The sequence below is a fragment of the Paraburkholderia sp. UCT2 genome (genome assembly GCF_014397665.1).
In the GTDB taxonomy this organism is placed as follows: Bacteria; Pseudomonadota; Gammaproteobacteria; order Burkholderiales; family Burkholderiaceae; genus Paraburkholderia; species Paraburkholderia tuberum.
In genome coordinates, this window is sequence record NZ_VZQO01000035.1 from 50,631 (window position 1) to 75,846 (window position 25,216).

Genomic DNA, 25,216 nt, shown 5'->3' on the forward strand with positions numbered 1-25,216 from the left:
TCGATCTCTTACACACTGGGCGATATCGGGGGCGGACAGAACGATGCACGTATGGGCTGGCTCAACGAAAAATTTGCGAAAAAGACGTATTGCGGTATTGGTCTTCGGATCGGACACCGCACAATCCGGCCGGGATGGCTTTATCTGTGAAGAATACCAGGTGGGTTTGTCGTTTCCTCGGGCGTAGGCATTAGCCCGGCCTGCGTTCGGGTACCGCTGGTTTCTCGAAGGTTGTTTCCTCTATCACTAGCTTCACGGGCAGCAACTCGCGCAGCCGATCGAGCTTGAATTTGTAATATAAATCAAAGAAAAGGGAGTATCTTGAAGAAAATCCGTGCTGTCACAATGCTTGCGAGTCTCGTTGTTCTTACCGGGTGTGCTCGCCCGCCGCTCACCCAGTCTGTGGAGCACGATGTTCTGACAACCATGCAACCTGTCGAAGTTCGGGTGGGTATCGCGCAACCAGAGTTGTATGCGGCGTTCGTCCCGTCGACCACGGGCTTGGCTGCGGCCGCGACCTGTGGGGTGATTCCCGGCATTGGCATTCTACTGGCCGCTGCCTGTGGCGGTGCTCTCGGCGCGGTGGACGCAGGTATCAATGCTTCGCGTGCTAAGAGCGCTGAGGAAACGATCCATCCTCTAAAGGACCAACTGGTCGAGCTAAATTTCGACCAACAGATGCGCGAATCGATATTGAATGCGCTTCGAGAAGCGCCGGAGATGCAAGTCGAGCGCGTTGAAGTGACTAAGGATGTAAAGGACCAAGCCTATAATGAATTGTTCATCGCCTCGCAGTCAGGCTCTGTGATGTTCGTGACTGTTGACTATCACCTATCGCCTGATTTTTCCACATTTGAGCTTTCGACACGCAGTCTGCTGTTTCCGCGTAGCTCCAAGGCTCGCGCCGCGGCCAAACTGCAGCCAATCGTTCAAGCGACGGCACCCGACAACGGACTAGCGGTTGCTCCGAAGAACTCAGTGTACCGGGCCAGTATCACGTACCGCGCCAAGCTAGTGACCTCTGGCAAAGATTCGGCACAGAACGTCGCGATATGGAATGACAACAATGGCCGTCTGCTGCGAGCAAGCATGCATGATGGTATTGCGCAGGTGGGCCGTTTGGTGGCCGAGAGCCTGCAGCGCAAGTATGAGATCAACGGAAACGACACTCAGGTCAAGGACGATAACGGCATTGCCGCGAGTCAAGTATCGATGGGGAACACAGGGTCGCTGCTGCGCTATCCTGATGGGTCCCTGCAATTTAACGCCAACCTTGAGGTAGCGCTGGCGAACTTCGACGTAGTGCGACAAGCGGCGAGTGTATCTGAGGCATCGGCGCAAGCGGCTACTCCCAATGCGGATTAGAGGTCACGGTAGGTGTTGCGCACTTCGTATCCATTGCATTTTCGAAAGAGAAACGGCACGACGCGCCACGCGACCTTCTTGAACATCGAATCGTCACTCGCGACGGGCGCGGCGCAGCCAATAGCGTTGCCATCGAAGGAATGCTGCATGTCGCGCTCCGCGTGCGGAGCGCGCCTTCATGGTCTAAACGGAAGTGAGGAAAGACCGAACGGCCTTTCCCCGAATGCACAGAACGATCAATTCTGCAGCGCGTCCCACATTTCCTTGTCGCGCTGCGCGGTCCAGATGCGCGGATGGCTGATGCCGCTCGCTTCGTCGTAGGCTCGCGACACGTCGAACGGCAGGCAATGCTCGTAGATGAAGACGTTGCCGAACTTCGGGTCCATGGACTTGCGCGTGAGCGCCATCGCGCCCTTCAGATCGAGCTTGTCCCTGAATGCGTCACGGCCCGCCTGCAACAGCGTGGTGACGAAGTCTTTCGTGTAGTCGAGGCCCTTGTTCACTTCCGCCGGCGACAGCAGCGCGGGGCCGCGACCCGGCACCAGCTTCTCCGCGTTCAGGGCGCGCAATGCTTCGAGCGTTGCCGGCCATTGTTCGAGTTGCGCGTCGCCGCAGTAGCAGGCCGCGTCGTACTCGACCAGGTCGCCGGAGAACAGCACCTTCTGCGACGGCAGCCAGACGACCGTGTCGCCCTTCGTGTGGCCGGAGCCGAGATGCGCGATGCGCACTTCGAGCTTGCCGAGAAACAGCGTCATTTCCTTTTCAAACACCAGCGTCGGCCACGTCAGGCCGGGCACCGTTTCGACGCCTGCAAAAAGACGCGGGAAGCGTTCGATCTCCGACTTCATATCGGCTTCGCCGCGCTCGACGATCATTTCGTAGGTGCCGCGGCTGGCGATCACCTGCTGCGCGCCTTCCTTGAAGTACGCCGACGCGCCCAGCACCCGTACCGCGTGATAGTGCGACAGCACGACGTATTTGATCGGTTTGTCGGTGACGCTGCGGATCTTCGCGATCAGGTCTTGCGCCATGGCCGGCGTGGCGGTGGTGTCGACGATCAGCACGCCGTCGTCGCCGATGATCACGCCCGAGTTAGGGTCGCCTTCGGCCGTGTAGGCATACGCGTTTTCCGACAATTGGGTCCACGTGATCTTCTTCTCTTCCAGGTCGGCCTGGGATGCGAAAGCCTTCGCCATGTCTGTCTCCGTCTCACGACTCGTTGGGGATGACTAATAGTCGTCGTCACGCTGATATTTGTCAATGACAAAATACCTTGTCATTAACTAAGCCAGGGTAAACTCCGTTGGTTGGTCGGCACGGTCCGATCGGATACCATCTAGGCCTTCCACGGGCGACACCGGACGGGCCGAATCTCCTTCGGGTCAAGGGCGGACAACACGATGGCTGATACGACAAGCGAAAAGAAACAGCGGGGGATTCAGAGCGTCGAGGTCGGCGGACGTCTGCTGCAGGCGCTGGCGCGACAGCGCGAACCGCTCGGGCTGACCGAACTGGCCGGCGAGGCGCAACTGTCGTCGGCGCAGGCGCATACCTATCTCGTGAGCCTGACGCGCCTCGGCCTCGTCAAGCGCGATGCCCTGACCGGCAACTACGAGCCGGGGCCGCTGTCGTTGCGGCTTGGCCTCATGCATATCGAACAGCAGCCGGTCTATCGCATCGCGGCTGCCCACGCGGCTTCGCTCGCGGAGCGGATCGGTCTTAGCGTGGCGATCTGCGTGGCGGGCGTGCAGGGCCCGACCATCGTCCGATACGAGCGCAGCGGTGCGCCGCTGCATGTCAATCTGCACATCGGCACGGTGATGTCGCTCGAAGCGACATCGACGGGCCGCGTATTCTGCGCGTTCTGCGCTGCCGAGCAGGTCGCGCAAATGGCGCGAAGCCAGGCGCATTCGGCGCACCCGACGCCGGCGCGCGGCCGCGCCGCCAAAGGGCCGACTAGCGCGGAGTGGCGCAAACGCTTCGATGAGATCCGCGCGCGCGGCATCGAGCGAGGAATCGATGCGCCGAGTCCGGGCATCAGCAGTCTGAGCGTGCCGGTGTTCGATGGCGATCAACGGATGCAACTCGCGTTGACGGCGATCGGCTCGTCGGGCTCGATCGAAGTCGCGTGGGATGGTGTGGTCGCGCGTCAGTTGCTCGAAACTTCCCGACGCATCACCGAAGCGCTGGGCACACCCAGCTGAGAATCATGCAGATCGAAACCCCGGACGCGTCCGACGCGAACACGCCGCAACTCAACGACACGAAAGCTCAGCGCGGAATCAGCGCGCTCGACAACACAGGCGAACTCCTGCTGGCACTCGTTGCCGCCGGCCGTCCACTGTCGTTGCGCGATCTGGCCGCGGCCGCCGATATGCCCGCCGCCAAGGCGTTTCCGCATCTGGTGAGTCTGCTCAAGGTCGGCTTGCTGAGCCGCGACGACGCCGGTCTTTTCAGTGCGGGACCGCTCGGCATGGAGCTCGGCCTGATCGCATTGCAGCGCATGTCGCCGATTCGCGATGCCGAACCGGAGATCGTCACGCTTGCGGCGGAGTCCGGCATGAGCGTCGCGGTGGCGATTCTTGGACCTTTGGGTCCTACGGTAATCCGTTTCGAAGAATCGGCGAGACCACAACACGTGAGCCTGCGCGTGGGCACCGTGATGTCGCTCGTCAACACGGCGATAGGGCGCGTGTTCGCCGCGCATCTTGCGGACGACGTATTGGTCGGGCTGTTGTCGCAGGAATCGATCAGACTCGCGGGCGCGCCGGTTGCGGAAGTGCTCGTGGCGCCGAAAAAGGGCCCGCCGTCGTTGGCCCCGGCCTATCTGGCACGTCGTGCGAAGGTTGTGAGCGACGGCATCGATGACGCACTCGATGCGCCGGTGCCGGGCATCGGCGCGTTGGCCGCGCCCGTGTTCGATCATACGGGCAGCGTCAGTCTGGTGGTCGCGGTGATCGGTCCGTCGGGCGGCTTTGATTTCAGCACGCACGGCACGACCGCGCAGAGGCTGCTCGCCACGACACGACGGCTGTCGTGGCGGTTCGGCTGGATCGGGCGCTGAGCCTGGGTCGTCAATCCGCGCGCGCCAGCGCCAGCGCTTCGAGCAGCACGTCGGCATCGCCGATGTGGTTCGCGAGCAGCAGCACGAGCTTTGCGTTCATGAAATGGCTTTGCTCGTCGGTCAGTCCATTGTGCGCGTCGATGAGCTTTTCATAGAACGCATCGGGATCGGCCATATTCGTTTCGATGTTCAGCTTGGTCATGATGGTTATCCGTTGCAGGTTGCGCGATCCACGGCCTTGGCGACCGATGCGGTGTCGAGGGCGCGCCAGCGCGCGCAGACGTGCTGGTCCGGACGCAGCAGATAAAAGGTGCCGGGCCGCGCATCGAAGCGATGCGTGACGATGCCTTCGACGTCCTCGATCACCGTGACGTGAGGCATCTCCGGAAGAGCGGTCACGGCCGCGCCACGCGGCACGACGATCAACGAGTGAACCGGCACCGCGAGGCATGCGAGCGCGCGAAGCCGTTCGGCGCATTTCGTCAGGTCGTCTCCCGGGCCGCAGAATTGCACACCCGTGAAGCCGCCATGTCCGGTCTGATTCAGGAACCAGGCGTCTTCGCCAGCGAGCCTGACCGGCGCGTCGGTGCTGGCCGCGCCGGGCACCATCGCACCGGTGAACGCGTCGGCGTCGGGCGTGTTCAGGGGCGAGTCGCGCAGCACCGCCGGCACCGACAGACGGCCGCTGTTGACGATGCGCCGCGCGAACGGACACTCTTTCGCGAGCTTAAGCGTGGCATCGCGGAACATCCGCGAAACCGCGCTTTTCGGCGTGATGAAGTCGGTGGCGCGCGATGAGTTCAGGATGTTTTCGTCCGCCGCATACTCGCGCTCGGATGCATAGGTATCGAGCAGCGCCGGCGGCGCGTCGCCGTTGACGACGAGCCGCAGCTTCCAGGCGAGATTGTCGGCATCCTGCACGCCGCTATTCGCGCCGCGCGCGCCGAACGGCGACACGCCATGCGCCGAATCGCCCGCGAACAGCACGCGGCCATGCCGGAAACTGTCCATCCGCAAACACGAAAACGTGTAGACGCTGACCCATTCGAGCTCGAACCCGGCATCGTCGCCGAGCAGCGCTTTCACGCGCGGAATCACTTTTTCAGGCTGTTTTTCGGCGACCGGATCGGCGTCCCAGCCGAGCTGGAAATCGATGCGCCAGACGTTGTCGGGCTGCCTGTGCAGCAGTACGGATTGATTGCGATGGAAGGGCGGATCGAACCAGAACCAGCGTTCGGTCGGAAACGGCGCCTTCATTTTCACATCCGCGATCAGGAAGCGGTCCTTGAAGGTGCGACCATGACTGTCGAGACCGAGCGCCTTGCGCACCGCGCTGCGCGCGCCGTCGGCGGCGACCACGTATTGCGCGCGCATCGGATAAATGCCGTCGGGCGTTTCGACCCGCAACTCGACGTGGTCGTCTTGCTGGGTCACACCGATCACATTGCTTTTCCAGCGCATCTGCAGATTCGCGGTTCGCTTCGCCTCGTCTACCAGATAGCCCTCGACGTAGTACTGCTGCAGATTGATGAATGCCGGGCGCGCGTGGCCTGTCTCGGGCAGCAGGTTGAACGTATAGATCAGTTCATCCTGCAGGAACACCTTGCCGACGTTCCAGCTCACGCCTTTGTCGACCATCTGCTTGCCGCAGCCGAGTCGATCGAAAATTTCCAGCGTCCGCTTCGCAAAACAGATTGCGCGCGAACCGCTCGACAGCGTGTCGTCATTGTCGAGCAGCACGGTGCGAACGCCCTGCTGGGCCAGATCGATGGCCGCTGACAACCCGACCGGGCCAGCGCCGATCACCACGACCGGATAGGTGAGCGGTGCACCGGCATCGTGGTCGGCGGCTCGCTCGTAGTCGAACCGCATCGTTTGGTAGTCGATCTGCATGGCGTCTCCGGGTTCTGCGGGATGTCTTTTATTAATCTATAGCAAGCAGTATTGCTCCTTGCTAATATTAGCCATTCTATAAAGCTTTTTGAGCGATCGAATCTGTATTTACCCTGGTGCGGTTCCATTGCACGCAAACCCGGCAACGAATATCCCGGCGAATCGCACTTTCGACAACGTCGAGGAAGCGCATGTCGCGCTAGAGGAGCGTCGGCAGGCAGGGAAGACGGCGGTCGAGATCGGCTGAAGGCAGACGCGTAGCGCGCCGCCAAGCATTGAAACGTCGGGTTGACCTTGGCAAGTGGCATTCGTGATACGTTAGCTGGCACAAGCAGCGATGGAGACCACCCATGCTGATTCCTCTGCTGTTACTTGTGGGGCTTCTTTGGTGGATGTTCGCGATCCATCCGGGGCATGCGGCGCTCGAGCGACTTCGTGCGATGATGGAATTTGCCCGCTTGGACTTCAAACATTTTCCGAAGCTTGCCCCGCAATCGACTGCCCGGTCTGCGATTGCCCTGGCTCTTTACGCCATCGCTTGCGCGATCAGCACAGACAAGCTTGGCCTCGCGCAGGCTCAAGCACAGCCGCCGTCGTTCGAGAGCTTCGCCGTCCCGGCTGGCAGCGCACCGCATGACGTCGCACCGGCGCATGACGGCACCGTGTGGTACACCGCGCAGGCGCGGGGAGCGCTCGGGCGGCTGGACCCGCGCAGCGGCAAAACCGACACGATCGCACTCGGCGCCGGATCGGCGCCACATGGCGTGATCGTCGGCCCCGATCGTGCGGTGTGGGTCACTGACGGCGGCCAGAACGCAATCGTGCGTATCGATCCGAAGACGCTCGCCGTCACGCGTTTTCCGCTACCCAAGGACCGGCCAGACGCCAATCTGAATACCGCCGTGTTCGACAAACAGGGGCATCTGTGGTTTACGGGGCAAAGTGGTATCTACGGCGAACTCGATCCGCAGCGATCGCGCATGCGCGTCTTTGATGCTCCACGCGGCGCCGGGCCCTACGGTATCTGCGTGACCCGCTCCGGGGATCTGTATTTCGCTTCGCTGGCGGGAAATTACGTTGGTCGCATCGACCCGACGACGGGCGCGGCACAGGTCATCGAGCCACCAACGTCGAATCAGGGCGCGCGCCGCGTCTGGGCCGATTCCAGGGGGCGCATCTGGGTCAGCGAGTGGAACGCCGGAAAAGTCGGCGTGTACGATCCTGGCACGCATCATTGGCGCGAATGGCGACTGCCCGGCAACGATCCGCACGCGTATGCAATATTCGTCGACGACCAGGACATCGTCTGGCTCAGCGAATGGAGCGCTAATGCGCTAGTGCGCTTCGATCCGCGTGCCGAGCGGTTCGACGTGTTGCGGCTGCCGCGTGACCACGCGAACGTGCGTCAGATGATGGGTCGTCCGGGCGAGGTCTGGCTGTCCGAATCCGGCACGGATCACCTGCTGCTCTTTCGATCCCGTGCAGCCGATGTGAGCGGGCAGTGACCACGCACTGCACCGGGAGCGGAATTGCGCGGTCCGCTGCGCCCCGCGTGCGCGGGACCGCTACCAAAATGGTCTAGAGCAGCTGGAGGGTCCGCGGATCGGCTTCTCCGCCGAAATACTTGCGCAAAGCTTCGATGAATACGTCGTTGTCGTTCGTGGCGCGCGCGAACAAGGTGACCGACGAGCGAAACTTCAGGTCATCCGGATACCCGAAAATTTCCTCGATGGACCGGTCGCTGACGAGGTTGACCAGGTGCGTCGTTTCGCGCAGCCGTGGGCCGAGTATCGGGTGGCGCAGATAGGCTTGCGCTTCGTCCAGCGACGAAAGCGCGAATCGCTGAGCCATTGCGCTGGTTCCGAGCCCCTCGATTTGAGGAAACACGAACCACATCCAGTGGCTTCGCTTACGTCCGTGCCTCAGTTCATCGCATACCTGGTCGTAGACCGGCTCTTGTGCATCGAGGAAGCGCTGAAGATCATAGGGATCGTCCATTTCGTACTCCGCTGCAGGTGTGGAAACCATCGTTAAACCACGATTCTCGCGCGCATGCAGGCACGGGTCTACGATGGATTCGAACCGCCGTATCTTGCAAGCACGCGGTCGCCAATTCAGGTATTGGGCAGGACTCGCCCTCGGTTATCGATTGGAGTTCAACCAGGTTGCCACTTCTCTCGCCTCGCGCGCTCGCGGCCCAACGCGGCGACGGACTACGCCATGAACAATAACGCCTGGCGCAATCGGATATGTCGGATGCGTCGCGGCCATGCTTCATGGACATGCGACGTATCGTGATGGTCGGTCGTGGGGCGAAGTGGAGGCGTTTGAAGCGGCTAAGACGGATGTCGTTTGCTGGCCGCTTCAAGGAAGATGAGGACTTCAACCCGGCTTGCCATGCGCGGCGATGTGTCGACTTGATCTGATTCGATCCTGATGGTCCGCTTCATGACTGCTCCAAACGGCAACTAGCTGTTGATTTACCTTATACGCAGGCCCTTTTCGCCGCATGCGACGAATGTTCGCGATAGGGGAAACGGCTGGATTCCGATCGCGCGCAGACTATTTCCGATCGAACGTTGATTCGCTCCGTCATTAGCGATACCTTTACGTCTATCCAGGTCGTCGGGTGCTGGTCAACGAAGGGAGAACCGTTTCGTGAAGAGAGCGTGGGCTGTCTCCTGCATCGTCGCATTGAGCGCGGTCTTCGGCGGATGCGGCAAGCAGGGACCGCAAAGCGCCACTGAGGCATCGGGCGCATCCGCGAGCTCGGCGCCGGTTCAGCCAGCACAGGGTGCGAGCGATGCAACCGCTGCATCAGGCGCCCAAGGAGCGGGCGCGCTGGTCACCGTCACCAAGGCGCAGTTGCCGGCGGAGGCGGCCGAAACTCTGCGACTGATCAAAGCGGGCGGCCCCTTCCCGTTTAGCGATGACGGCGTTTTGTTTCGTAACAGTGCGGCTTTGCTGCCGAAGCATCCGCGCGGTTACTACCACACCTATACGGTTCGCACACCAGGCGCGACGGATCGCGGGCAGCGTCGGATCGTATGTGGTGGGCCGCGCAAGCAAACCGGCGAGTGCTATTACACCGACGATTACTACGCCAGCTTCAAGCGCATTGGAGAATAAAGACGGAATGAACTGCATCAGCGACGCTATCTGCGAACTGGCGGCGGCGTCGCAAGGCATCTTTTCGCTAGCTGCGATGGCGCCTGTTTCAGCGAGTTCGGCGACGCAGTCATCGTGCCATTGAGGCCCACAACGATGAGATACCTGCCGACAGCATCAATCCATCGACCAAAAGTGTGAACGTCGATGGCTTCATCCTGATCACCACAGATCTGGCGAAGAACGACCCCCAGCCGTCAGCGCGGCACCTACGATCATCCCTTTGACGACCACGCCGAGTGGAAGGGCGCCGAACTGCGTTCAGCAGTACGTTCGAGCGCCCGGCCATCGCGGCGAGCCGACTGCGCCGAAGTGAAGTCGCGCGTCGGGTCTTGGGGCTCGTGCGTGTGAACCTGGAGGGGTTTCCAGACAGTGCGAGTACGCCGTTGAGGGCGAGGTCAGTAGGAGATCTCTCAATCAGAAAACCTGAAGGCAACCATCAGAACTATGAGATTTTCCTGCTGTCGGGCTTCTGCGATAGTTGTTCTCAACCGTTGTGCTGGATTTCCGTACCGCGCGTCGTCGACCTGGGAGAATCTGCATGCATCGTTTTGTGATCGTGGGAGGAGGGGCGGGCGGCATCGAACTCGCAACGAGGCTAGGCGATCGTTATGGTGGTCGGCGAAGAAGCGGGGCGCAACGTGCCTCCATTACGTTGATCGACCGCAACCCGACGCATATCTGGAAGCCCCTGTTGCACGAGGTCGCAGCGGGAAGTCTGGACCCATTCGCACAGGAACTGGCGTACGCCGCGCAAGCCCAGTGGCACGGCTTCCAGTTCATCCAGGGCGAACTTGTCGGACTGGATCGTGGCTCGAGGCAGGTCCTGCTTTCGCCACTGCTCGATGACGACGGAGCCGAACTGGTACCGCCGCGCCGAATCGGGTACGACTCGTTGATTCTTGCCATCGGCAGTACAACGCACTACTTCGGCGTGCCGGGCGCGGCGGAAAATTCGCTCGCGCTTGACAACGTCGCTCAAGCGGAACGCTTCAGAAAGCGCCTGATTTCAGCTTGCATTCGCGCCGAACAACAACGAGACGCCGGTGAGCGGAGTGCATGTGGAGTGCCCGTCGATCACGCGCCTCGTGTTCAGGTCGCGATCGTTGGCGGGGGCGCTACGGGCGTGGAATTGTCCGCCGAATTGCGCAATACGGCGAAGGTACTTTCATCATACGGCTTGCATCGGCTCGACCCCACACACGACGTCGGGATCGTGCTCATTGAAGCTGGGCCGCGGATTCTGCCGGCGTTGAAAGAACGCGTGTCCACGGCAGCTGCCGGACTGCTGGGCAAACTCAATGTCAAGTTGATGGTCGACGAGCGGGTCGCGGAGGTCGCGCCCGGACTCATCCGCACGAAAAACGGCAAGACGATACGTGCGGATCTCACGGTGTGGGCCGCGGGCATCAAGGCACCCGCGGTGCTTTCAACGCTCGATGGGCTGACCGTCAATCATCTGGGGCAACTCAGTGTGCGTCGCACGCTTCAAACGGATCTTGACGACCATATATTCGCATTCGGCGATTGCGCGGCCTGTCCATGGTTGGGTTTCGAGCGCAATGTTCCACCGCGCGCCCAGGCGGCTCATCAGCAGGCATCGTTTTTAGTCAAGGCACTTGCGCGACGCATCGAGGGGCAAAAGCTTCCGGAGTTTGCCTATCGCGATCTCGGCTCGCTAGTGTCGCTCGGGCATGCGAATGCGGTAGGGAGTCTGATGGGAGGTCTTATCGGCGGCAGCATGCTCGTGGACGGACTGCTTGCTCGCTTCATGTATTTGTCGCTGTATCGGATGCACGTTGCAGCGCTGCATGGCTATGCACGCATGATCGTCAATACCCTCGCGCATCGGCTCCGTCGAAGCACCGCGCCGCACGTCAAACTGCACTGAGCACCATTTCGCTTTGGATGGCGAAAGGGTCTGGCCGCCACAAGTTTGTGCAGCGTGCCGCGCGGCACTACGTGCATCGAACCCGCGGGCAAATCGACGACGTGTCCGCCCTCATATTCGATCTCCAGATGTCCGCGCACGACGAAGAACAGTTCGTCCTCGCGCTCGTGGTCGTGCCACACGAGCTACCCGCGCACTTTCGCGACCTTCACGTACTGATCGTTGACCTGTGCGACAACTTTCGGCGACCAATGATCCGACACATCGGCGAACGCGGCTTCAAGGTCGAACGATTCGGCGAACGGATGGGAAGACATGCTTATCTCCAGGTCGGAATGAGGGATGCGGCGAGCAGCAAACCCATCGCGAGATTGAGAATGCGCCAGTGGCGCGGCGTCCGAAACAGCCGGGCGAATAGCACGCCGAGCGCACACCACAGCGCGAGCGACGCGCACGCAGTCACCCCGAACGCTGCACCGAGCAGCATCGCGAGGCGGTTCGGATTGTTTGCGAGCAGCGCGAAAGACGCCGCCGCGCCAACCGTCATCGCCCAGCCTTTCGGGTTGAGCCAGAGCAGCAGGAAACCGTTGACGAGCGAAACCGGGCGCACGGGGCCATTGCTCGCGTTTGGCGGCCCGCTGCGCGCGATGCGCCACGCGAGCCACAGCAGATACGCGGAGCCGAGTGTCCTCACCGCCGTTTGCAGCGACGGCAGCGTGAGAAGCAGACCGCCAAGCCCGAGTGCGGCGAGCGCAGCGAGCAAGGCGAGGCCCATAGCGATGCCGAGCATCAGCGGTATCGAGCGTACGAAGCCGAAGCGTGCGCCTGAGGCGGCGGCGAGCGTGGTCGCGCCGCCGGGCGTCACGGTCGCGACGGCGACGAAGAGCAGAAGCGGCAGAATCGAGGTCATCGGTGCACATTCGGATCAGTGAATCTGCACTGTACGGATCGTCAAGGCAACGTGAAAGCTAATAATATTGATGCGGTACATTACGCCGCATAATGCATAGATGAGCCGAAACCTCGATCTCGATCTGATCCGCACCTTCGTTGCCGTCGCCGATAGCGGCAGCATGACGGTCGCCGCGAATCTGCTGCACATGACGCAAGGCGCCGTGAGCCAACAGGTGAAGCGCCTCGAAGATGTGCTGGATTGCCTTCTGTTCGTTCGCAAGACGCGCCGGCTGGAACTGTCGCACCAGGGCGAGCAGTTTCTCGTGAAGGCGCGCAAGCTGCTGCGGCTGAACGATGAAATCTGGGCCGACATGACCGGCCAGCCGTTGCGCGGCGCCTTGCGTGTGGGCGTGCCTTACGATCTCGTGACGCGGCTCGCGCCCGCGATGAAGGCATTCGCCGAGGCGCATCCGCATGTCGAAATTTCGTTGGTGTGCGCGGCGTCGCCGGAACTGAGCGAAGCGGTGAATAGCGGTCGCGTGGACGTGTCGTTGGTCGAATATGTCGCGAGCGAAGCCGAAGGTGAAGTGGTCTGCATCGAGCCGTTGGTGTGGGTCAAGGGGCGCGGCAGTGATGCATGGCAGAAGCGGCCGTTGCCGCTGTCGATGGTCGACGAGCGTTGTGCTTTCCGTCCGGTGGTGCTCGGCGCGCTCGCGGACGAGGGCATTGCGTGGCGCACGGTGTTCGAGAGCGGAAACATCGAGGCGACGGCCGCCACGGTGCGCGCGGGCCTCGCGATCACGGCCTGGCTCGCCTCCACGGTGCCGGCCGATCTGGAGACGCTCACGTTTCGAGTCAGCGGCTTGCCTGCACTGCCTCCGATCGCGATCTGTCTGCGATTGCCCGCGACGGTTCAGCCCGCGGCACAGGAATTCGCGCGCCACGTGCGAGATTCGATGTCGAGCGACGCAGGCACTCGACGCACGCCGCTCGCGAACATTGCGTGACGGACGGCGTTTGAAGTGCGCGCCGCAATCGACTGATTCAGACGCACGCAGTGCCGCCAGCCAGCTTTTAGTTCACGGACGTCGCTCCTACAAGCGCTGCGGCAGCGCAGCCGCAAAATAGTCAGTCACCCGGCGCACACGCGCAGGCACGAAACGACGCCTCGGCCAGATGATGCTTACATCACGGGCGTCGCGAATGAAGTCGTCCAGCACGGTCACAATGTCGGGATGCTTGAGTTCGTCGGCGAGCGAGAGCTTCGCGAAGAGGCCGATTCCCACACCCGCGAGCACGGCCGATCGTATTGTCTCGACGCTATTCGACGACAGGTTGCCTCGCACCGGTACGCTGAATCGGCCTCGTGGCCCATGAAACGGCCAGTTTGCCGACTCCATCAGACCGCCGTAGAGCAGGCAATTGTGATTGGCGAGTTCCGCAGGATCCTTCGGTACACCGTATTGCTCGAAATAGCGACGCGATCCGACGCAGACCAGCGGGGTGCTGGCAATCCGCTTCACGACCGAATCGGGATCGTTGACGGAGCCCACTCGAATCGCGAGATCGATTCGATCCTCGACCATATCGCGTACGAAATCCGACAACACGAGATCGACCCGCAGACCAGGATAGCGCGACAGCAGTTCGGGAATGAGCGGAAGAACGTGCAGGCGGCCGAACGTGGAGGCGCAGGCGATCCGGACAAGGCCCGAGACGTCCAGCGTGCTGCTGGTCAGTTCGCTGTCGGCCACCTCAATCTCGTCCAGCAACGGCTTGGTGCGTTCGTAGTATTTCTGCCCCTGATCCGTCAGGGTCACGCTGCGTGTGCTTCGGTTGAATAGCAGCACGCCCAGGCGCTTTTCCAGCGCGCCGATCGACTTACTGATCGCGGACTGTGACTCGCCGGTTCTGCGCGCCGCGGCGGAAAAGCCACCCGCTTCAACGACGGCGAAGAAGGCGTTCAATTCGTGAAACCGATCCATTGTATTTCTCTCGTGCGATCTATTCTCTCGGTGAATGGATCTTATGATAAATCCGCCGATTATCATTCGCAGGGACCGCAATTACGATGTCACTTCCATTCACGAACAGGCAGAAGCTTCAATGTCTACTCTCACAGGGAAGATCGCGGTTATTAGCGGCGGAACGACGGGTATCGGCCTGGCGATCGCCAGGCGATTCGTCGCCGAAGGTGCTCACGTCTTTATCTTCGGTCGGCGCCAAGGCCAGCTCGACGAGGCCGTCGAACTGCTCGGACGCAACGTTACCGCGCTTCAGGCCGACGCCGCGAATCTCGATGACCTCGACCGTGTCGCTGCGGCAGTCAGGGACGAAAAAGGTGTCGTCGACATCATCGTGTCGAACGCGGGCTTTACCGAGCAGGCTTCGATCGACACCATCACGCCTGAGCATTTCGACAAGGCATTCAACCTCATGGCGCGCGGCCCGGTATTTCTGGTGCAGAAGCTGCTGCCGATGATGACAGGTGGCGGGTCGATCATCCTGGTTTCGTCGGCCATGCACGTCATGGGCATCCCTGGTCATACCGCCTACGCGGCGACCAAGGCCGCGTTGCGTTCCTATGCTCGCACCTGGGCCGCCGAATTCAAGGATCGCGGCATTCGCGTCAACATGCTTAGCCCCGGTGTCACCGACACCCCGATTCTCGACTCCCAGTCGGCGACACGCGAGGATCTGGTGAGCATGTACAAGAGCATGGTCCCGATTGGTCGACTCGCCCGCGCCGAGGAGATGGCCAGCGCGGCGCTCTTTCTCGCCTCCGAACAGAGTTCCTATATGACGGGCGCGGATTTGATGAATGACGGCGGCATCGGCCAGGTCTGAGGCCCGAGGCTCTCACCTCCGCGTTTTTACTCGTGCTATTTAGCGGCCGCGTTGTACCACTCGACAGCGTCCTCGCCGGCGGGGATGTGGAACGGGCTCGATGAATCGGTCGCTGCGAGCCAAACCGCTTCGGCGACATCCGATGCGTGCGTGACGGCCGTTTCTTTCTGCCAGTTTGCGAAAATCTGCTCCACGAGCGCGCCGTACGGCTCGGCGAATCCGTCTTTCATACGTGCCTGCGCGTTCTCGCCGAAGCGGGTGGAAGGCGCGCGTCCCGGCAGCACGACACGCACGCGCACATTGAACTGCTCCAGTTCGAGCGCGAGCGATTCGCTGAACGCGTTGACCGCGGACTTGCTCGCGGTGTAGACCGACAGCAAATGCAGCGGTCTGCAGGTGACGGTCGACGTCACATTGATGATCACACCTTCGCGGCGCTCGCGGAACTGCGGCAACACGGCCTGCGCCATCGCGATGGTACCGAGCGTATTGGTCTCGAAGATATCGCGCACGGTGTCCATCGGCGTTCCTTCGAGCGCGTTCAGAAAACCGATACCCGCATTGTTGACGAGCACGTCGATCCGACCGGCGGCATCGATGACGGCGCGAATGCTTTGCGGGTCCTTCACGTCGAGGGCGAGAATCGAAAGACGATCGGAGCGCGGCAAGACGTCTTCGCGTGGCGCGCGCATCGTGGCGATAACGCGCCAGTCGCGATCCAGAAAATAACGCGCGATTTCGAGGCCAAAGCCGGACGAGCAACCGGTAATCAAGACGGTCTTCATGTCGAATCCTGTGGTTGGTGACAGTCCCAACACAATAAGTCCTGACCGCCCGGACTCGCTACAATTGAGCGTCCAGGTTTCATTCGAAATCGTCCGATCATGATCGACCCGCTCGCCGAAATCGTCACATTGCTGAAGCCGACGCCCACGTTCTCGAAAGTGCTGAGCGGCGCCGGGCGCTGGCGCGCGAGCCGCACGGAAGTCGGCCAGCCGTTCTATTGCGTGGTGCTCGAAGGTTCCTTCCGTCTATCCGTCAATGGTTGCGAGCCGCTCATTCTTCAGGCCGATGACTTCGTGCTCGTGCCCGAAGTTTTTAGCTTCACGATGACGAGCATCAACCCGCCCGACGATGACGACGTCTCCGATATCGCGCCCGCGGCACTGCCCGACGGCAGCTTTCGTTTCGGCGATGCATCGGTCGCGCCAGAAGCCCAATGGCTTGCGGGCCTCTGCGCGTTCGGTTCGCCGGATGCGGCCTTGCTTGTCTCGCTCTTGCCCAAGCTCGCGCACGTGCGCGGTGAACCCAGGCTGGCGACGCTCGTCAAGCTCGTGAGGGAAGAATCGCGCGCGCAGCGGCCCGCGCGCGAGGTCGTGCTGGCGCGACTGCTCGAGGTGCTCTTCATTGAAGCGTTGCGAGCCACGGGGACGGGGGCGTCGCCCGGACTCGTCCGCGGCCTCGCCGACGCCCGTCTCGCGCTCGCCATCCGTCATATGCACGAGAGTCCGCACAAGCCCTGGACGATCGCACAACTCGCAAAAACCGCCGCGCTTTCACGGTCCTCTTTCTTCGATCGATTCAGCCGCGCAGTCGGCGTGGCACCGATGGAGTATCTGTTGTCGTGGCGCATGGCCGTCGCCAGGAGCCTGCTGCGCCGGAACGAAGTCAGCATCGCGGTGATCGCGGAACGTGTCGGTTACGGCTCGGCGAGCGCATTCAGCGTCGCGTTCACGCGTCATGTCGGGCTGCCGCCCACACAGTATGCTCGAGACGCAGCGAATGTCGTCGCTCGATAGCGTCGGGATCCTTGTCGTGCGTCTCGATCTTGTCGGCGGCCGCCGGCGAGTAGGACTGCAACAGGCCGTCAGCTGCGGCTTTCTGCGTGAAGGGCTAAATGCACCGAGCTGAGGCGAGAACGACCCGAAATCAGGTTTTCGCGCAACAGTCGCGCGTTGCGTCTTCGTGGAGCTTCAGGTCGATCCGGAGATTCTCACTAGAGCATCGTCTACGCCGAAGTGATGAGATCAACATCGAGCCTATCCGGCCGATGCCGCGAGACGTTGCTCAATGCTTGCTGCATCGCTCTTTCGCACTGTCAATCTGTTCGTCACCGACTTGACTCCCAGCACTGATCTTGCTGCATTGCCAGCGCGCGAGATCTGCCAGCTTTCCGGCACCGATCCGGTGAGCGTGACGACGCCGTGGCTCGCTCTGATGTGAATCTCTGAATCATCCATATCCGGTACACGCCTGAGGGCGCGGCGAACGTCACGAACTATCGAAGTATCCGGCCTGGGTCGAGGCGGCGAGCCCGAGGCCGCCACCCTTTGGGCGACCGCGCCGGCCGTCGCGCTCATACCTTGTTGCGCGTTCGCATAGGCCGCGCCACTCGCGATGGCGGCAATTAACATTGCGTCGATTATTCTGCTCGCATTGCTTATGTTCATGCTGGCTCCTTTGGGTTCTGCCAACCTTGCAAAATCCGCTGTCCGTGTCGAACGATTTCTTTGACCAGCAGATCCAGGTCGTCCTTGCGGGTTCGGTGGTTGCATATCGCGACCCTGAGGCAATGCACGCCGTGCACCGTTGTGTCGGACAAGGCCGCGATGCCAGCTTCCTGAAGCTGCAACATGATCTCGATGTTGAGCGCCTTCAATGCTGCCTCTTCCATCTCCTCCGGTCGATATCTGAAGCATACGATGTTGATGCTGGTTGGCACGACCAACTCGAGGTGTCGCTCGGAGTCGATGAGCTCACTGAGGTAGCGAGCCTGCGCGATGTTTTGGTCGATCAGACGGCCGAACTTCTCGACTCCATGCTCTTTTAGAGCCATCCAGACTTTTAGCGCACGGAAACCTCTAGACGTCTGCAATCCATACTCGTAGAGCCAGGGGGCCGAAGCAATTCCGCGCGCTGTTGGTTGCAGGTATTCCGGTGTCACCGCGAATGCGCCTCGATGCGCCGCAGCGTCGCGAACGAGGGCGCAGCCGACCTCAAACGGAGCGTGCAGCCACTTGTGAGGATCGAGGGCGATCGAATCAGCGCGTGCAATGCCCGCGACGCGATATGAATTGTCGGGTGCGATCGCAATCAGCGCGCCGATGCATCCGTCTACGTGTAACCAGACGTTCTCTTCAGCGGCCAGATCCGCCAGCGCCATCAGATCGTCGATCGCACCTGTATTGACTGTCCCCGCCGTTGCGATCACGCAAGCAGGCTGAAATCCCGCTGACCGGTCCTCTGCGATCGCAATCCGCAGAGCGGCGACGTCGATTCTCAGCGCCGCGTCTGTCGGGATGCGCCGCAACGCCGCGTTTCCCAGGCCTAGCGACTCCATCGCCTTACGATGGCAGCTATGCATCTGATCCGAGCCATAAAATCGCAACGGTCGGTCGATGGCGGCTACACCATGCTCGCGCACGTCGATTCCAGCCTTCGCATTGCGTGCCACTGTCAGGGCAATGATATTTGCCATCGAGCCGCCGCTAACCAATGTGCCGCTGGCGGAAACTGGAAAGCCAACCATCTCCTTGCACCAGTTGACGACCTGCTGATCCATCGAAGCCGCCGCATGATTGCCGCCACCCAGGTTGGAACCCTGAATTGCCGCCAGGAAGTCTCCCAGTGCGCCGGTGAAGTTGCTTGCCCCCATATACCAGGACCAGAAGCGAGGATGTACGTTGCCCAGTGGATAGGGCATCAAATTCTCGCCAAGCTCGTGATAAATACTTTCCACTGGTGACGCCGAGCGTGGCAGCGCCTGCTCGAATAAGGCCTTGGCGCTCTCGGGCATGCTTCGCCACACTGGCCGGCTGCGCACGTCGCGCAGGTAGTCGACCGCATCGTCGACGATGCGGTGCGAGAGTGTCCGCAGCGCAGTCCAATCGTCCGGATCGAGCGTTTCCTCGGAACGCGGCTGAACGCCGTGCATAGGGAGCAAACCGGCTGCGTCGTTCTTCTCCATCTCGGCACCTGTCGGGTTCGACGTTGAGCAAACAAGAGTAGCCCCAAGAGGAGGCAAGATCGGCGCCGTAAGCCGTCACCACTCGGACACGATGCGATACACGCTTGCCCTGCCCTGGAGGCCGCGAAGCGGAGCCTCAAATTCGACGACAGTGCGGCCACCAAGGAGGTCGCGGACCCCAGGCGCACTATAGAGCGCTTCCGAAATGCAAATCTCCCCGGCGTCGGCGAGAGACTGCACGCGTGCGGCGACGTTGACGGCCTGACCGAAATAATCGAGATTGTCGTTCAGTGTCACCGCAATCGACGGCCCGCAATGTGCCCCGATCTTCAGGATGATCGCCGGTTCTCCACGTTCGCGATTGAAGCGCCCGATTTCCTCCACGATACTCAACGACGCGGAAACTGCGTCCGTTGGTCGACAAAAGACGGCCATCACAGCGTCGCCAATCGTCTTTACGATAGCGCCGGAATACCGTTGTGCGATCATCTCGAGCAAGGCGAAATGCTGTCTGACGAGGCCGTACGCATTCAGATCACCGATGCGTTCATACATGGCCGTCGAACCCTTGAGGTCCGTGAAAACGAACGTCACTTGCCGAATCCCAAGGCCTTCCTTCTCGTCAACGTTCTCCGAGCGGAACAGGCGCCGGAAGGTTTGTCGCGCCACCAGCGCCCCGCCGGAGAGATACGGTTCGAATTCGAGCGGCGGCTTGATGGCCTGAGCGACGACCTCTGGAGGCCAATTGATCAAGAGCAGCGACCCGCGCGTGCTCCCGGTATTCCTTACTTGAATGACGACAGGACCCGGCGGCACAACGGAGAGCGCCGGGGCAAACCGTTGACCGTCATAACCGACCTGCAACAGTGTCGGCGAGGTAGCGGCCTCACCAGCGATCGGAACGATGAGAGCGGCTTGTGTCTCGACATTCACACCCGTCAAGGCACCGGGGCCAAGAACAGCCTGCAGGGTCGTCGTCGAAGCTGGCGGCAGGAACGTGAGGCCGCGCACGAGCCCCCGCAAGAAGTCGAGAAACCGGACTTGCTGCCCGGCGAACCGACCGTCACCGTTAAATCGCAGTTTCCAGTGGAAATCTTCCACGGAAAGCGACTCGGGATCGTGGAACGTCAGCCTCCGAAGTTCGGGCGATATTGAAAACGTGACCTGGATGAAATCGTCGAGGTCGGTTTCGCCCGTAACGTCGCATAGCCCACAGACATAATGGGTCTTGAGAGTGCGCAATGATCCGAAGCTGTGGAGGACCATTCCCGACTGCGGACAAAGAACGTCCCAGTTCATCTCGAACAATCCGTAGCGCGCCGCATGAAGAAAGAGGTCAATGCATTCAGCCTCGCTTATGCCGCGATCTCGCGCAAACGCCAGCGGATTGACCCGGTAAACGGACAGCTCGTCGCCGCTCCTGATCAAAGTCTCGAGCTTGGAAATGACGCGCGGACTCCATGATCTCGCCTGCTCGATCGCGATCATTTTGCTCTCGAGAAGCCGATCGTCAATGTTCATCGTCGTGGCCAGGTCAACGGAAAACAGTCAGACACAACTGCCGTGTCATGTCGCTTTACCTTGGATTGCAAGATACGGTGATGGTTGGACGGCGTCAACAGGAGTGAGCGCGGCGACCTTATCCTCCTCTATCGGCCTCGCCCGAAAGCGCGGCCTCGATCGCCTGGAGCGCATAAAGGAAACCCAGGCTGCTGCCCTCCTGCCGTAGCCGCTGGAGTTCCTTCAGCGATGCCGGATCGCGATTGCCGGTTCCATACGAGACAAGCGCCCGTGCGCGCGCCACGAAAAATCCGGAAAAGGGCGATGGCTCGCGGCGTGCGTAGTCTTCAAGGGCCGCAGCATGGTGCGCGGCCGCATCCCAGCGTTTGCGGTCGATGCATGCATCTATCGCATCACGTCGAAACAGAAAGTGGTTGTGGCTCACCGCTCCGGCCGCGAGCAAAGCTTCACCCTCCGCGAGCGCCTGTGCGAAGACAACGGGGTCGTCCGTCGTGCGCGCGAGCACGCCGAGATAAGCGGGGCCCAGGTAGTTCATGCCGGTCTCCCGGCTGATCGACAGCGCCGCTTCGATATCGGCGCGCGCTTCGCGCGGACGGCCGGCGACCCGATGCAATTCCGCGCGAAACGCGAGCGCTTCACCTTCGAAGCGCCTTGATTTCAGCTCGCGCGCGCACTGTAGCGCAGGAGCGACGTGCTCCCACGCGCGATCCCACTCCGCGCGATCGTGCAGGCAGTGCCAGGCAGCGTGATGGGCGACGGCGAGTGCGCGGGGATGCCCCACCTTCTGCGCTGCGGCGACGCTGGCAAGCGCGGCGTCGAGTGCGCGCGCGGCTTCGCCGGTAAACCACGTCGTGATCGCCCGCATCGGAAGGTTGGCCACCTCGATCCGTCCGAAGCCATGGCATTGGCAGAGTTCGATGCAGCGGCTGAAGGCCGCGTGGGCGCTGATCATCCGGCCGCGCATGTACTCGCCATCGCCAAGGCCGCCGAGTGCGGCCGCCTCCTGTTCGGGATCACACGCGTCGCGCGCGAGGGCAAGGCTGCGCCCGTGCTCACGCACGCAGCCGTCGATATCGCCGCGGGGAAAACACAGATTGCCGCGCAGGAAGTGAATGCGAGCCTCTTCGCGCAACAGGCCTTGGGAGGCTTCAGCGGCGGAGTCGAGGTCGGCCCATGCACCGTCGAGATCGTCGATGATCCGCTTCACGGTGGCCCGCCCGATCCATGCGCGGCAACGCTCCGCGTCCGTCGTCGCATATTCGAGGGCGATTTCGAATGCATGAAGTGCCGACTTCATGTCGCCGAGGTCATGCAGGACGTTGCCATGTAGACACTCGAGCGCGGCGCGGTCGCTACGTTGGTCCGCGAGATCGAGACCTCGTGCGACAAGCCGGAGCGCGGCTTCATGGCGGTGCCCCGACGCCTGCAAGCGCGCTGCTTCGCAATAGGCGAGCGCTGCCCCGGGTTCTCCCGCGCGATCGAGATGTTCGGCTCGCAGGACGAGCTCGCGCTCGCCGTACCACTGTGCGGCGCGACGATGCAAATCGCGGCGCCGGCTTTTCAGCAGCCCGTCATAAATGGCGTCGCGAATCAGTGCGTGATGGAAGATGAATCCGGTGCCCTGACGTCGTAACAGCAGACCGATCACAAGCGGTTCCAGCGCAACGCCGGCATCCGCATCGGCGCCGGCGCCATCGACGAGAAAATCGACCGCCTCCTTCTCGAACAACTGGCCGAGCACCGAGGCAGCCTGCAGCACGGTCTTATCGGCGGGATCAAGCCGATCCAGCCGCGCCTGTACGAGGCTTCGCACCGACCCCGGCACGCCGGTCCCTTCGCCGTCCTGCGCATCGTTCAGCAACTGCTCGAGAAACAGCGGATTGCCCGCCGCCCGTTCGATGCAGCGTCCCGCCAGACCTGCCTGCGTCCCGGGAAACGATCTGGCCATCGCAAGCGCGTCGCCGGCGCTCAGCGGACCCAGATCGATCAGCGAATACGGTCCGCCGGTCGCCACGCGCCACGGCTCTTCACTCGAATCGCCGTGCGTCCGCACTGTCAGCACGAGTACGGCCGGACATCCCGCCATCGTTTCCGACAGTCCGGCGAGGTCGCGAAGCGTCGATTCGTCCGACCAGTGAATATCCTCGACGACCAGTACCCGAGGTTGCTGGCGGCTCGCGCGTTGGACGAGCCGGGTCAGGGCGTTGCGTCGGCCGCGAACGCGCATTTCATTGTCCATGGCGTCGTAGACTGCCCGGTCCTCGAACCCCATCGGCAAATCGACCAGATCTTCGAGAAAGAGTGCGTCGCCAGCGTCGATCAAACCGCTGGCGAGCGCGTGCTCGACGCCAGTGGCACTCGCAGCTCCGTCAGTTGAGCCGTCGGCTGCCAACAGGCCGCGCACGAGAGACTGGATTGCGCCACGTCCGGTTGACGCACCGAAGTCGAGCACGAGGCCAGTATGAGAAAGGAATCCTGACTCCCGCGCCTCGCGTTCGAATTCCTCGACCAGGCGTGTTTTGCCGATCCCGGCCTCACCGCGCAGCAGAACGGTGCGTCCGCCTCCGGTGTCGCGGCAGGAATGGAGCACGGATCGAAACTGCCGCATCTCATGATGCCGGCCGACGAACGGCCGGCCCGGGCGTGAGCGCCGAAGGCCGGCAATACACCACGCCGTGACCGCTTCCGCGAAGCCTTTGACCGACAGCGCGCCGCGTTCGACACAGTCCAGGCGGTCAGCCAGCGGGCGTCGCACGCTTTCCGAGATCAGGATCGTCCCCGGCTCAGCCGCATCGGTGAGACGCGAGGCTAGGTTGACCGTGTCGCCGGTGACGGTGTATTCCCTGTGAGTCGCGCTACCGGTGCCGCTTGCGACGACTTCGCCGCCGGCTATGCCGATATGCACGCAGACCGGGCGGCCGAGCGCACGCGACAGGTCGGGCATCCCGTCCCTGATCGCGAGTGCCGCCCGCACGGCGCGTTCGACATCATTGCCATGCGAGATCGGCGCGCCGAATACTGCCATGACGCAGTCGCCAACGTGCTTGTCGACGTGCCCGCCATGCTGCTCGATGGTGCGGTCAACCTGCTCGAAGTAGCGATCGAGCACGGCGAGTACTTCCTCCGCGTCGACTTCACGGCTCATCCGCGTGAAGCCACAGAGATCGGCGAACAGGACGGCGACCTGCCGTCGTTCGCCTTTCGCCTCGCCAGGGCTCGCGGCGCTATGCCGGGGCCCGGTTCGCGCCCGCAATTCAGTCAAGGCATCGAGCAGTTTGCGGCGATGACCGACCGACGCAATACCCAGTTCTTTCAGATCGTCCGCGGTGAGATCGCGAAGCACGTCGGCGTCGATGGCGTTCTCGCGAAACACCGGTTCATACCGCTCCATTCCGAGGCTGTGCAGCCACACGGCGACGTCCACGAGCCCTCCTGAGAGGAAGGTGTCGAATCCGTCAAAGATAGCACGGGGCTGGCTTCGTGGAGCCCTGCGCCCCGGGCGGCGGCAGCTTCGGCACTGGCTCGAAATCAGCGCGGTGGCCGTCAAGGAAATCACCAGCCGCACGAAACGGCAGTGAGGCTACACCGCGCCTGTGCTGGGCTTTGAGCGTGCCAACGCTAGCGCCAGCCTTGCGCCGACCTCGGCGTTGTGTTTCACGAGCGCGATGTTTGTCGCCAGGCTGCGCCCGCCTGTCAACGCCTTGATGCGCGCCAGCAGGAAGGGGGTGACGGCCTTGCCAGTGATTCCTTGTGCAGCGGCCTCGTCGAGCGCCTGCTGGGTCAGCGCGTCGATCTCTTCGAACGACATCGCTGCGGCTTCCGGCACCGGAGTGCTCAACACCACACCGCCGTCGAGGCCCAGGTCCCACTTGGTGCGAATGAACCGTGCCTGTTCCTCCGCGTCGTCCAGCCTGAAGTCCGCGCGAAAGCCGCTGTCACGCGTGTAGAACGCCGCAAAATTGTCCTGTTCGCAACTGAGCACCGGCACGCCGTGGGTTTCCAGGTATTCCAATGTGAGCCCGATGTCCAGGATGGACTTCGCACCGGCACAGATCACCGCCACCGAGGTCTTCGCCAGTTCCTGCAGGTCGGCCGAGATGTCAAAGGTTTCATGCGCGCCTCGGTGTACGCCGCCAATGCCTCCGGTGACGAAGACCTCGATGCCGGCCAACGCCGCACATATCATCGTGCCAGCCACGGTCGTGGCGCCCAGCCCGCCGCCGGCCAGCACGGCCGGCAGGTCGCGGCGGCTGACCTTATGTACGTGGTCCGATCGGCCGATCGTTTCCAGCTCGTCATCCGAAAGGCCGATGTGGATTCGCCCATCGATCAGCGCAATAGTCGCCGGCTCGGCACCCGCGTCACGGATCAAGGCTTCCACTTCGCGCGCGGTGCGAACGTTCTCCGGGTAGGGCATGCCGTGGGCGATGATGGTCGATTCCAGCGCCACGAGCGGGCGACCGGAGGCCTGCGCAGCGGCTGCAGGCGCGCTCCAGGTCAACCAGGAGCGTGCAAGGTCGGAAACCATGTCGATCCTTTCGGTGGTGTGATTCACTGAAGTATGCGGTACTAGACCGGTCCACTCAACGCGCGAGCCAAGGCCGCG

Annotated in this window: 22 protein-coding genes and 1 pseudogene; 9 read left to right on the forward strand and 14 right to left on the reverse strand. The window is 62.1% G+C overall.

The window, feature by feature from the left end; all coding sequences use genetic code 11:
• The first annotated feature begins 321 nt into the window (after positions 1-321).
• On the forward strand, positions 322-1,365 hold the full coding sequence (locus tag F6X39_RS25280; protein ID WP_187618594.1) for a hypothetical protein: 1,044 nt from the start codon (positions 322-324) through the stop codon (positions 1,363-1,365).
• Here F6X39_RS25280 and F6X39_RS25285 read toward each other — a convergent pair.
• Positions 1,362-1,514 (reverse strand): hypothetical protein, encoded by a 153-nt coding sequence (locus F6X39_RS25285; protein WP_187618623.1) that lies wholly within the window; start codon positions 1,512-1,514, stop codon positions 1,362-1,364. The two genes, F6X39_RS25280 and F6X39_RS25285, sit on opposite strands and share 4 nt — an antisense overlap.
• A gap of 87 nt (positions 1,515-1,601) precedes the next feature.
• Positions 1,602-2,561, reverse strand: a complete 960-nt coding sequence (locus F6X39_RS25290; RefSeq protein ID WP_187618595.1) for an MBL fold metallo-hydrolase — start codon at positions 2,559-2,561, stop codon at positions 1,602-1,604.
• Between the two features lie 204 nt (positions 2,562-2,765).
• Here F6X39_RS25290 and F6X39_RS25295 point away from each other — a divergent pair, with 204 nt between their 5' ends.
• Together F6X39_RS25295 and F6X39_RS25300 are read left to right on the forward strand one after the other, a co-directional pair.
• A complete protein-coding gene (locus tag F6X39_RS25295) occupies positions 2,766-3,569 on the forward strand; it encodes an IclR family transcriptional regulator (protein WP_187618596.1) in 804 nt (267 codons plus the stop codon).
• 5 nt (positions 3,570-3,574) lie between these two features.
• Entirely contained in the window at positions 3,575-4,429 is an 855-nt protein-coding gene (locus tag F6X39_RS25300; protein WP_184073859.1) for an IclR family transcriptional regulator, read from the forward strand.
• A gap of 10 nt (positions 4,430-4,439) precedes the next feature.
• Here F6X39_RS25300 and F6X39_RS25305 read toward each other — a convergent pair whose 3' ends face one another.
• Positions 4,440-4,631, reverse strand: a complete 192-nt coding sequence (locus F6X39_RS25305) for a DUF2783 domain-containing protein (protein ID WP_013094246.1) — start codon at positions 4,629-4,631, stop codon at positions 4,440-4,442.
• A gap of 5 nt (positions 4,632-4,636) precedes the next feature.
• On the reverse strand, positions 4,637-6,322 hold the full coding sequence (locus F6X39_RS25310; RefSeq protein WP_187618597.1) for an FAD-dependent oxidoreductase: 1,686 nt from the start codon (positions 6,320-6,322) through the stop codon (positions 4,637-4,639).
• A gap of 350 nt (positions 6,323-6,672) precedes the next feature.
• On the opposite strand from F6X39_RS25310, the gene F6X39_RS25315 reads away from it, so the two are divergent.
• The gene (locus F6X39_RS25315; protein WP_187618598.1) at positions 6,673-7,827 is read left to right on the forward strand and encodes an SMP-30/gluconolactonase/LRE family protein; all 1,155 of its coding nucleotides are present in this window, start codon (positions 6,673-6,675) and stop codon (positions 7,825-7,827) included.
• Positions 7,828-7,900: 73 nt separating this feature from the next.
• Here F6X39_RS25315 and F6X39_RS25320 read toward each other — a convergent pair whose 3' ends face one another.
• Positions 7,901-8,320 carry a DUF1810 domain-containing protein gene (locus F6X39_RS25320; RefSeq protein WP_187618599.1) on the reverse strand — a complete coding sequence of 140 codons (420 nt, stop codon included), beginning with the start codon at positions 8,318-8,320 and terminating at the stop codon, positions 7,901-7,903.
• Between the two features lie 660 nt (positions 8,321-8,980).
• On the opposite strand from F6X39_RS25320, the gene F6X39_RS25325 reads away from it, so the two are divergent.
• Together F6X39_RS25325 and F6X39_RS25330 are read left to right on the forward strand one after the other, a co-directional pair.
• Positions 8,981-9,451, forward strand: coding sequence for a ribonuclease (locus F6X39_RS25325; protein WP_187618600.1), 471 nt, complete (start codon positions 8,981-8,983; stop codon positions 9,449-9,451).
• A 580-nt stretch (positions 9,452-10,031) separates the two neighbouring features.
• Complete coding sequence (locus F6X39_RS25330; protein ID WP_187618601.1) at positions 10,032-11,381, forward strand: NAD(P)/FAD-dependent oxidoreductase; 1,350 nt, start codon at positions 10,032-10,034, stop codon at positions 11,379-11,381.
• Positions 11,382-11,416: 35 nt separating this feature from the next.
• Here F6X39_RS25330 and F6X39_RS25335 read toward each other — a convergent pair.
• Both F6X39_RS25335 and F6X39_RS25340 read right to left on the reverse strand, forming a co-directional pair.
• Positions 11,417-11,698 (reverse strand): annotated as a pseudogene (locus tag F6X39_RS25335) (cupin domain-containing protein); the annotation flags it as partial.
• A gap of 2 nt (positions 11,699-11,700) precedes the next feature.
• The gene (locus tag F6X39_RS25340; RefSeq protein ID WP_187618602.1) at positions 11,701-12,291 is read right to left on the reverse strand and encodes a LysE family translocator; all 591 of its coding nucleotides are present in this window, start codon (positions 12,289-12,291) and stop codon (positions 11,701-11,703) included.
• Between the two features lie 100 nt (positions 12,292-12,391).
• Between F6X39_RS25340 and F6X39_RS25345 the strand changes: the two genes are divergently transcribed.
• On the forward strand, positions 12,392-13,282 hold the full coding sequence (locus F6X39_RS25345) for a LysR substrate-binding domain-containing protein (RefSeq protein WP_187618603.1): 891 nt from the start codon (positions 12,392-12,394) through the stop codon (positions 13,280-13,282).
• 87 nt (positions 13,283-13,369) lie between these two features.
• Here the strand turns inward: F6X39_RS25345 and F6X39_RS25350 are convergent, their stop codons facing one another.
• Positions 13,370-14,260 (reverse strand): LysR family transcriptional regulator, encoded by an 891-nt coding sequence (locus F6X39_RS25350; RefSeq protein ID WP_187618604.1) that lies wholly within the window; start codon positions 14,258-14,260, stop codon positions 13,370-13,372.
• Between the two features lie 121 nt (positions 14,261-14,381).
• Between F6X39_RS25350 and F6X39_RS25355 the strand changes: the two genes are divergently transcribed.
• Entirely contained in the window at positions 14,382-15,122 is a 741-nt protein-coding gene (locus tag F6X39_RS25355) for an SDR family NAD(P)-dependent oxidoreductase (protein ID WP_187618605.1), read from the forward strand.
• A gap of 35 nt (positions 15,123-15,157) precedes the next feature.
• On the opposite strand, the gene F6X39_RS25360 is transcribed toward F6X39_RS25355, so the two are convergent.
• Positions 15,158-15,907: an SDR family oxidoreductase gene (locus F6X39_RS25360; protein ID WP_187618606.1), complete on the reverse strand. Its 750-nt coding sequence runs from the start codon at positions 15,905-15,907 to the stop codon at positions 15,158-15,160.
• A 99-nt stretch (positions 15,908-16,006) separates the two neighbouring features.
• On the opposite strand from F6X39_RS25360, the gene F6X39_RS25365 reads away from it, so the two are divergent.
• Positions 16,007-16,921 carry an AraC family transcriptional regulator gene (locus F6X39_RS25365; RefSeq protein ID WP_184010480.1) on the forward strand — a complete coding sequence of 305 codons (915 nt, stop codon included), beginning with the start codon at positions 16,007-16,009 and terminating at the stop codon, positions 16,919-16,921.
• A gap of 240 nt (positions 16,922-17,161) precedes the next feature.
• Here F6X39_RS25365 and F6X39_RS25370 read toward each other — a convergent pair whose 3' ends face one another.
• From F6X39_RS25370 to F6X39_RS25390, 5 genes are all read right to left on the reverse strand, one after another.
• The gene (locus tag F6X39_RS25370; protein ID WP_187618607.1) at positions 17,162-17,572 is read right to left on the reverse strand and encodes a BON domain-containing protein; all 411 of its coding nucleotides are present in this window, start codon (positions 17,570-17,572) and stop codon (positions 17,162-17,164) included.
• Positions 17,569-19,089 carry a pyridoxal phosphate-dependent decarboxylase family protein gene (locus F6X39_RS25375; protein WP_187618608.1) on the reverse strand — a complete coding sequence of 507 codons (1,521 nt, stop codon included), beginning with the start codon at positions 19,087-19,089 and terminating at the stop codon, positions 17,569-17,571. The genes F6X39_RS25370 and F6X39_RS25375 overlap by 4 nt, the downstream gene beginning before the upstream one ends.
• Positions 19,090-19,164: 75 nt before the next feature.
• Positions 19,165-20,610 carry an adenylate/guanylate cyclase domain-containing protein gene (locus F6X39_RS25380; protein ID WP_187618609.1) on the reverse strand — a complete coding sequence of 482 codons (1,446 nt, stop codon included), beginning with the start codon at positions 20,608-20,610 and terminating at the stop codon, positions 19,165-19,167.
• A 118-nt stretch (positions 20,611-20,728) separates the two neighbouring features.
• Complete coding sequence (locus F6X39_RS25385; RefSeq protein ID WP_187618621.1) at positions 20,729-24,034, reverse strand: adenylate/guanylate cyclase domain-containing protein; 3,306 nt, start codon at positions 24,032-24,034, stop codon at positions 20,729-20,731.
• 156 nt (positions 24,035-24,190) lie between these two features.
• Complete coding sequence (locus F6X39_RS25390) at positions 24,191-25,138, reverse strand: pseudouridine-5'-phosphate glycosidase (protein ID WP_187618622.1); 948 nt, start codon at positions 25,136-25,138, stop codon at positions 24,191-24,193.
• Positions 25,139-25,216 lie beyond the last annotated feature (78 nt).

Coding starts and splice junctions, on each gene's coding strand:
- F6X39_RS25350 (WP_187618604.1), bottom strand. CDS start 14,260: ATGGATCGGTTTCACGAATTGAACGCCTTCTTCGCCGTCGTTGAAGCG.
- F6X39_RS25305 (WP_013094246.1), bottom strand. CDS start 4,631: ATGACCAAGCTGAACATCGAAACGAATATGGCCGATCCCGATGCGTTC.
- F6X39_RS25320 (WP_187618599.1), bottom strand. CDS start 8,320: ATGGACGATCCCTATGATCTTCAGCGCTTCCTCGATGCACAAGAGCCG.
- F6X39_RS25295 (WP_187618596.1), top strand. CDS start 2,766: ATGGCTGATACGACAAGCGAAAAGAAACAGCGGGGGATTCAGAGCGTC.
- F6X39_RS25285 (WP_187618623.1), bottom strand. CDS start 1,514: ATGCAGCATTCCTTCGATGGCAACGCTATTGGCTGCGCCGCGCCCGTC.
- F6X39_RS25360 (WP_187618606.1), bottom strand. CDS start 15,907: ATGAAGACCGTCTTGATTACCGGTTGCTCGTCCGGCTTTGGCCTCGAA.
- F6X39_RS25390 (WP_187618622.1), bottom strand. CDS start 25,138: ATGGTTTCCGACCTTGCACGCTCCTGGTTGACCTGGAGCGCGCCTGCA.
- F6X39_RS25355 (WP_187618605.1), top strand. CDS start 14,382: ATGTCTACTCTCACAGGGAAGATCGCGGTTATTAGCGGCGGAACGACG.
- F6X39_RS25375 (WP_187618608.1), bottom strand. CDS start 19,089: ATGGAGAAGAACGACGCAGCCGGTTTGCTCCCTATGCACGGCGTTCAG.
- F6X39_RS25300 (WP_184073859.1), top strand. CDS start 3,575: ATGCAGATCGAAACCCCGGACGCGTCCGACGCGAACACGCCGCAACTC.
- F6X39_RS25365 (WP_184010480.1), top strand. CDS start 16,007: ATGATCGACCCGCTCGCCGAAATCGTCACATTGCTGAAGCCGACGCCC.
- F6X39_RS25345 (WP_187618603.1), top strand. CDS start 12,392: ATGAGCCGAAACCTCGATCTCGATCTGATCCGCACCTTCGTTGCCGTC.
- F6X39_RS25310 (WP_187618597.1), bottom strand. CDS start 6,322: ATGCAGATCGACTACCAAACGATGCGGTTCGACTACGAGCGAGCCGCC.
- F6X39_RS25380 (WP_187618609.1), bottom strand. CDS start 20,610: ATGAACATTGACGATCGGCTTCTCGAGAGCAAAATGATCGCGATCGAG.
- F6X39_RS25340 (WP_187618602.1), bottom strand. CDS start 12,291: ATGACCTCGATTCTGCCGCTTCTGCTCTTCGTCGCCGTCGCGACCGTG.
- F6X39_RS25315 (WP_187618598.1), top strand. CDS start 6,673: ATGCTGATTCCTCTGCTGTTACTTGTGGGGCTTCTTTGGTGGATGTTC.
- F6X39_RS25290 (WP_187618595.1), bottom strand. CDS start 2,561: ATGGCGAAGGCTTTCGCATCCCAGGCCGACCTGGAAGAGAAGAAGATC.
- F6X39_RS25370 (WP_187618607.1), bottom strand. CDS start 17,572: ATGAACATAAGCAATGCGAGCAGAATAATCGACGCAATGTTAATTGCC.
- F6X39_RS25330 (WP_187618601.1), top strand. CDS start 10,032: ATGCATCGTTTTGTGATCGTGGGAGGAGGGGCGGGCGGCATCGAACTC.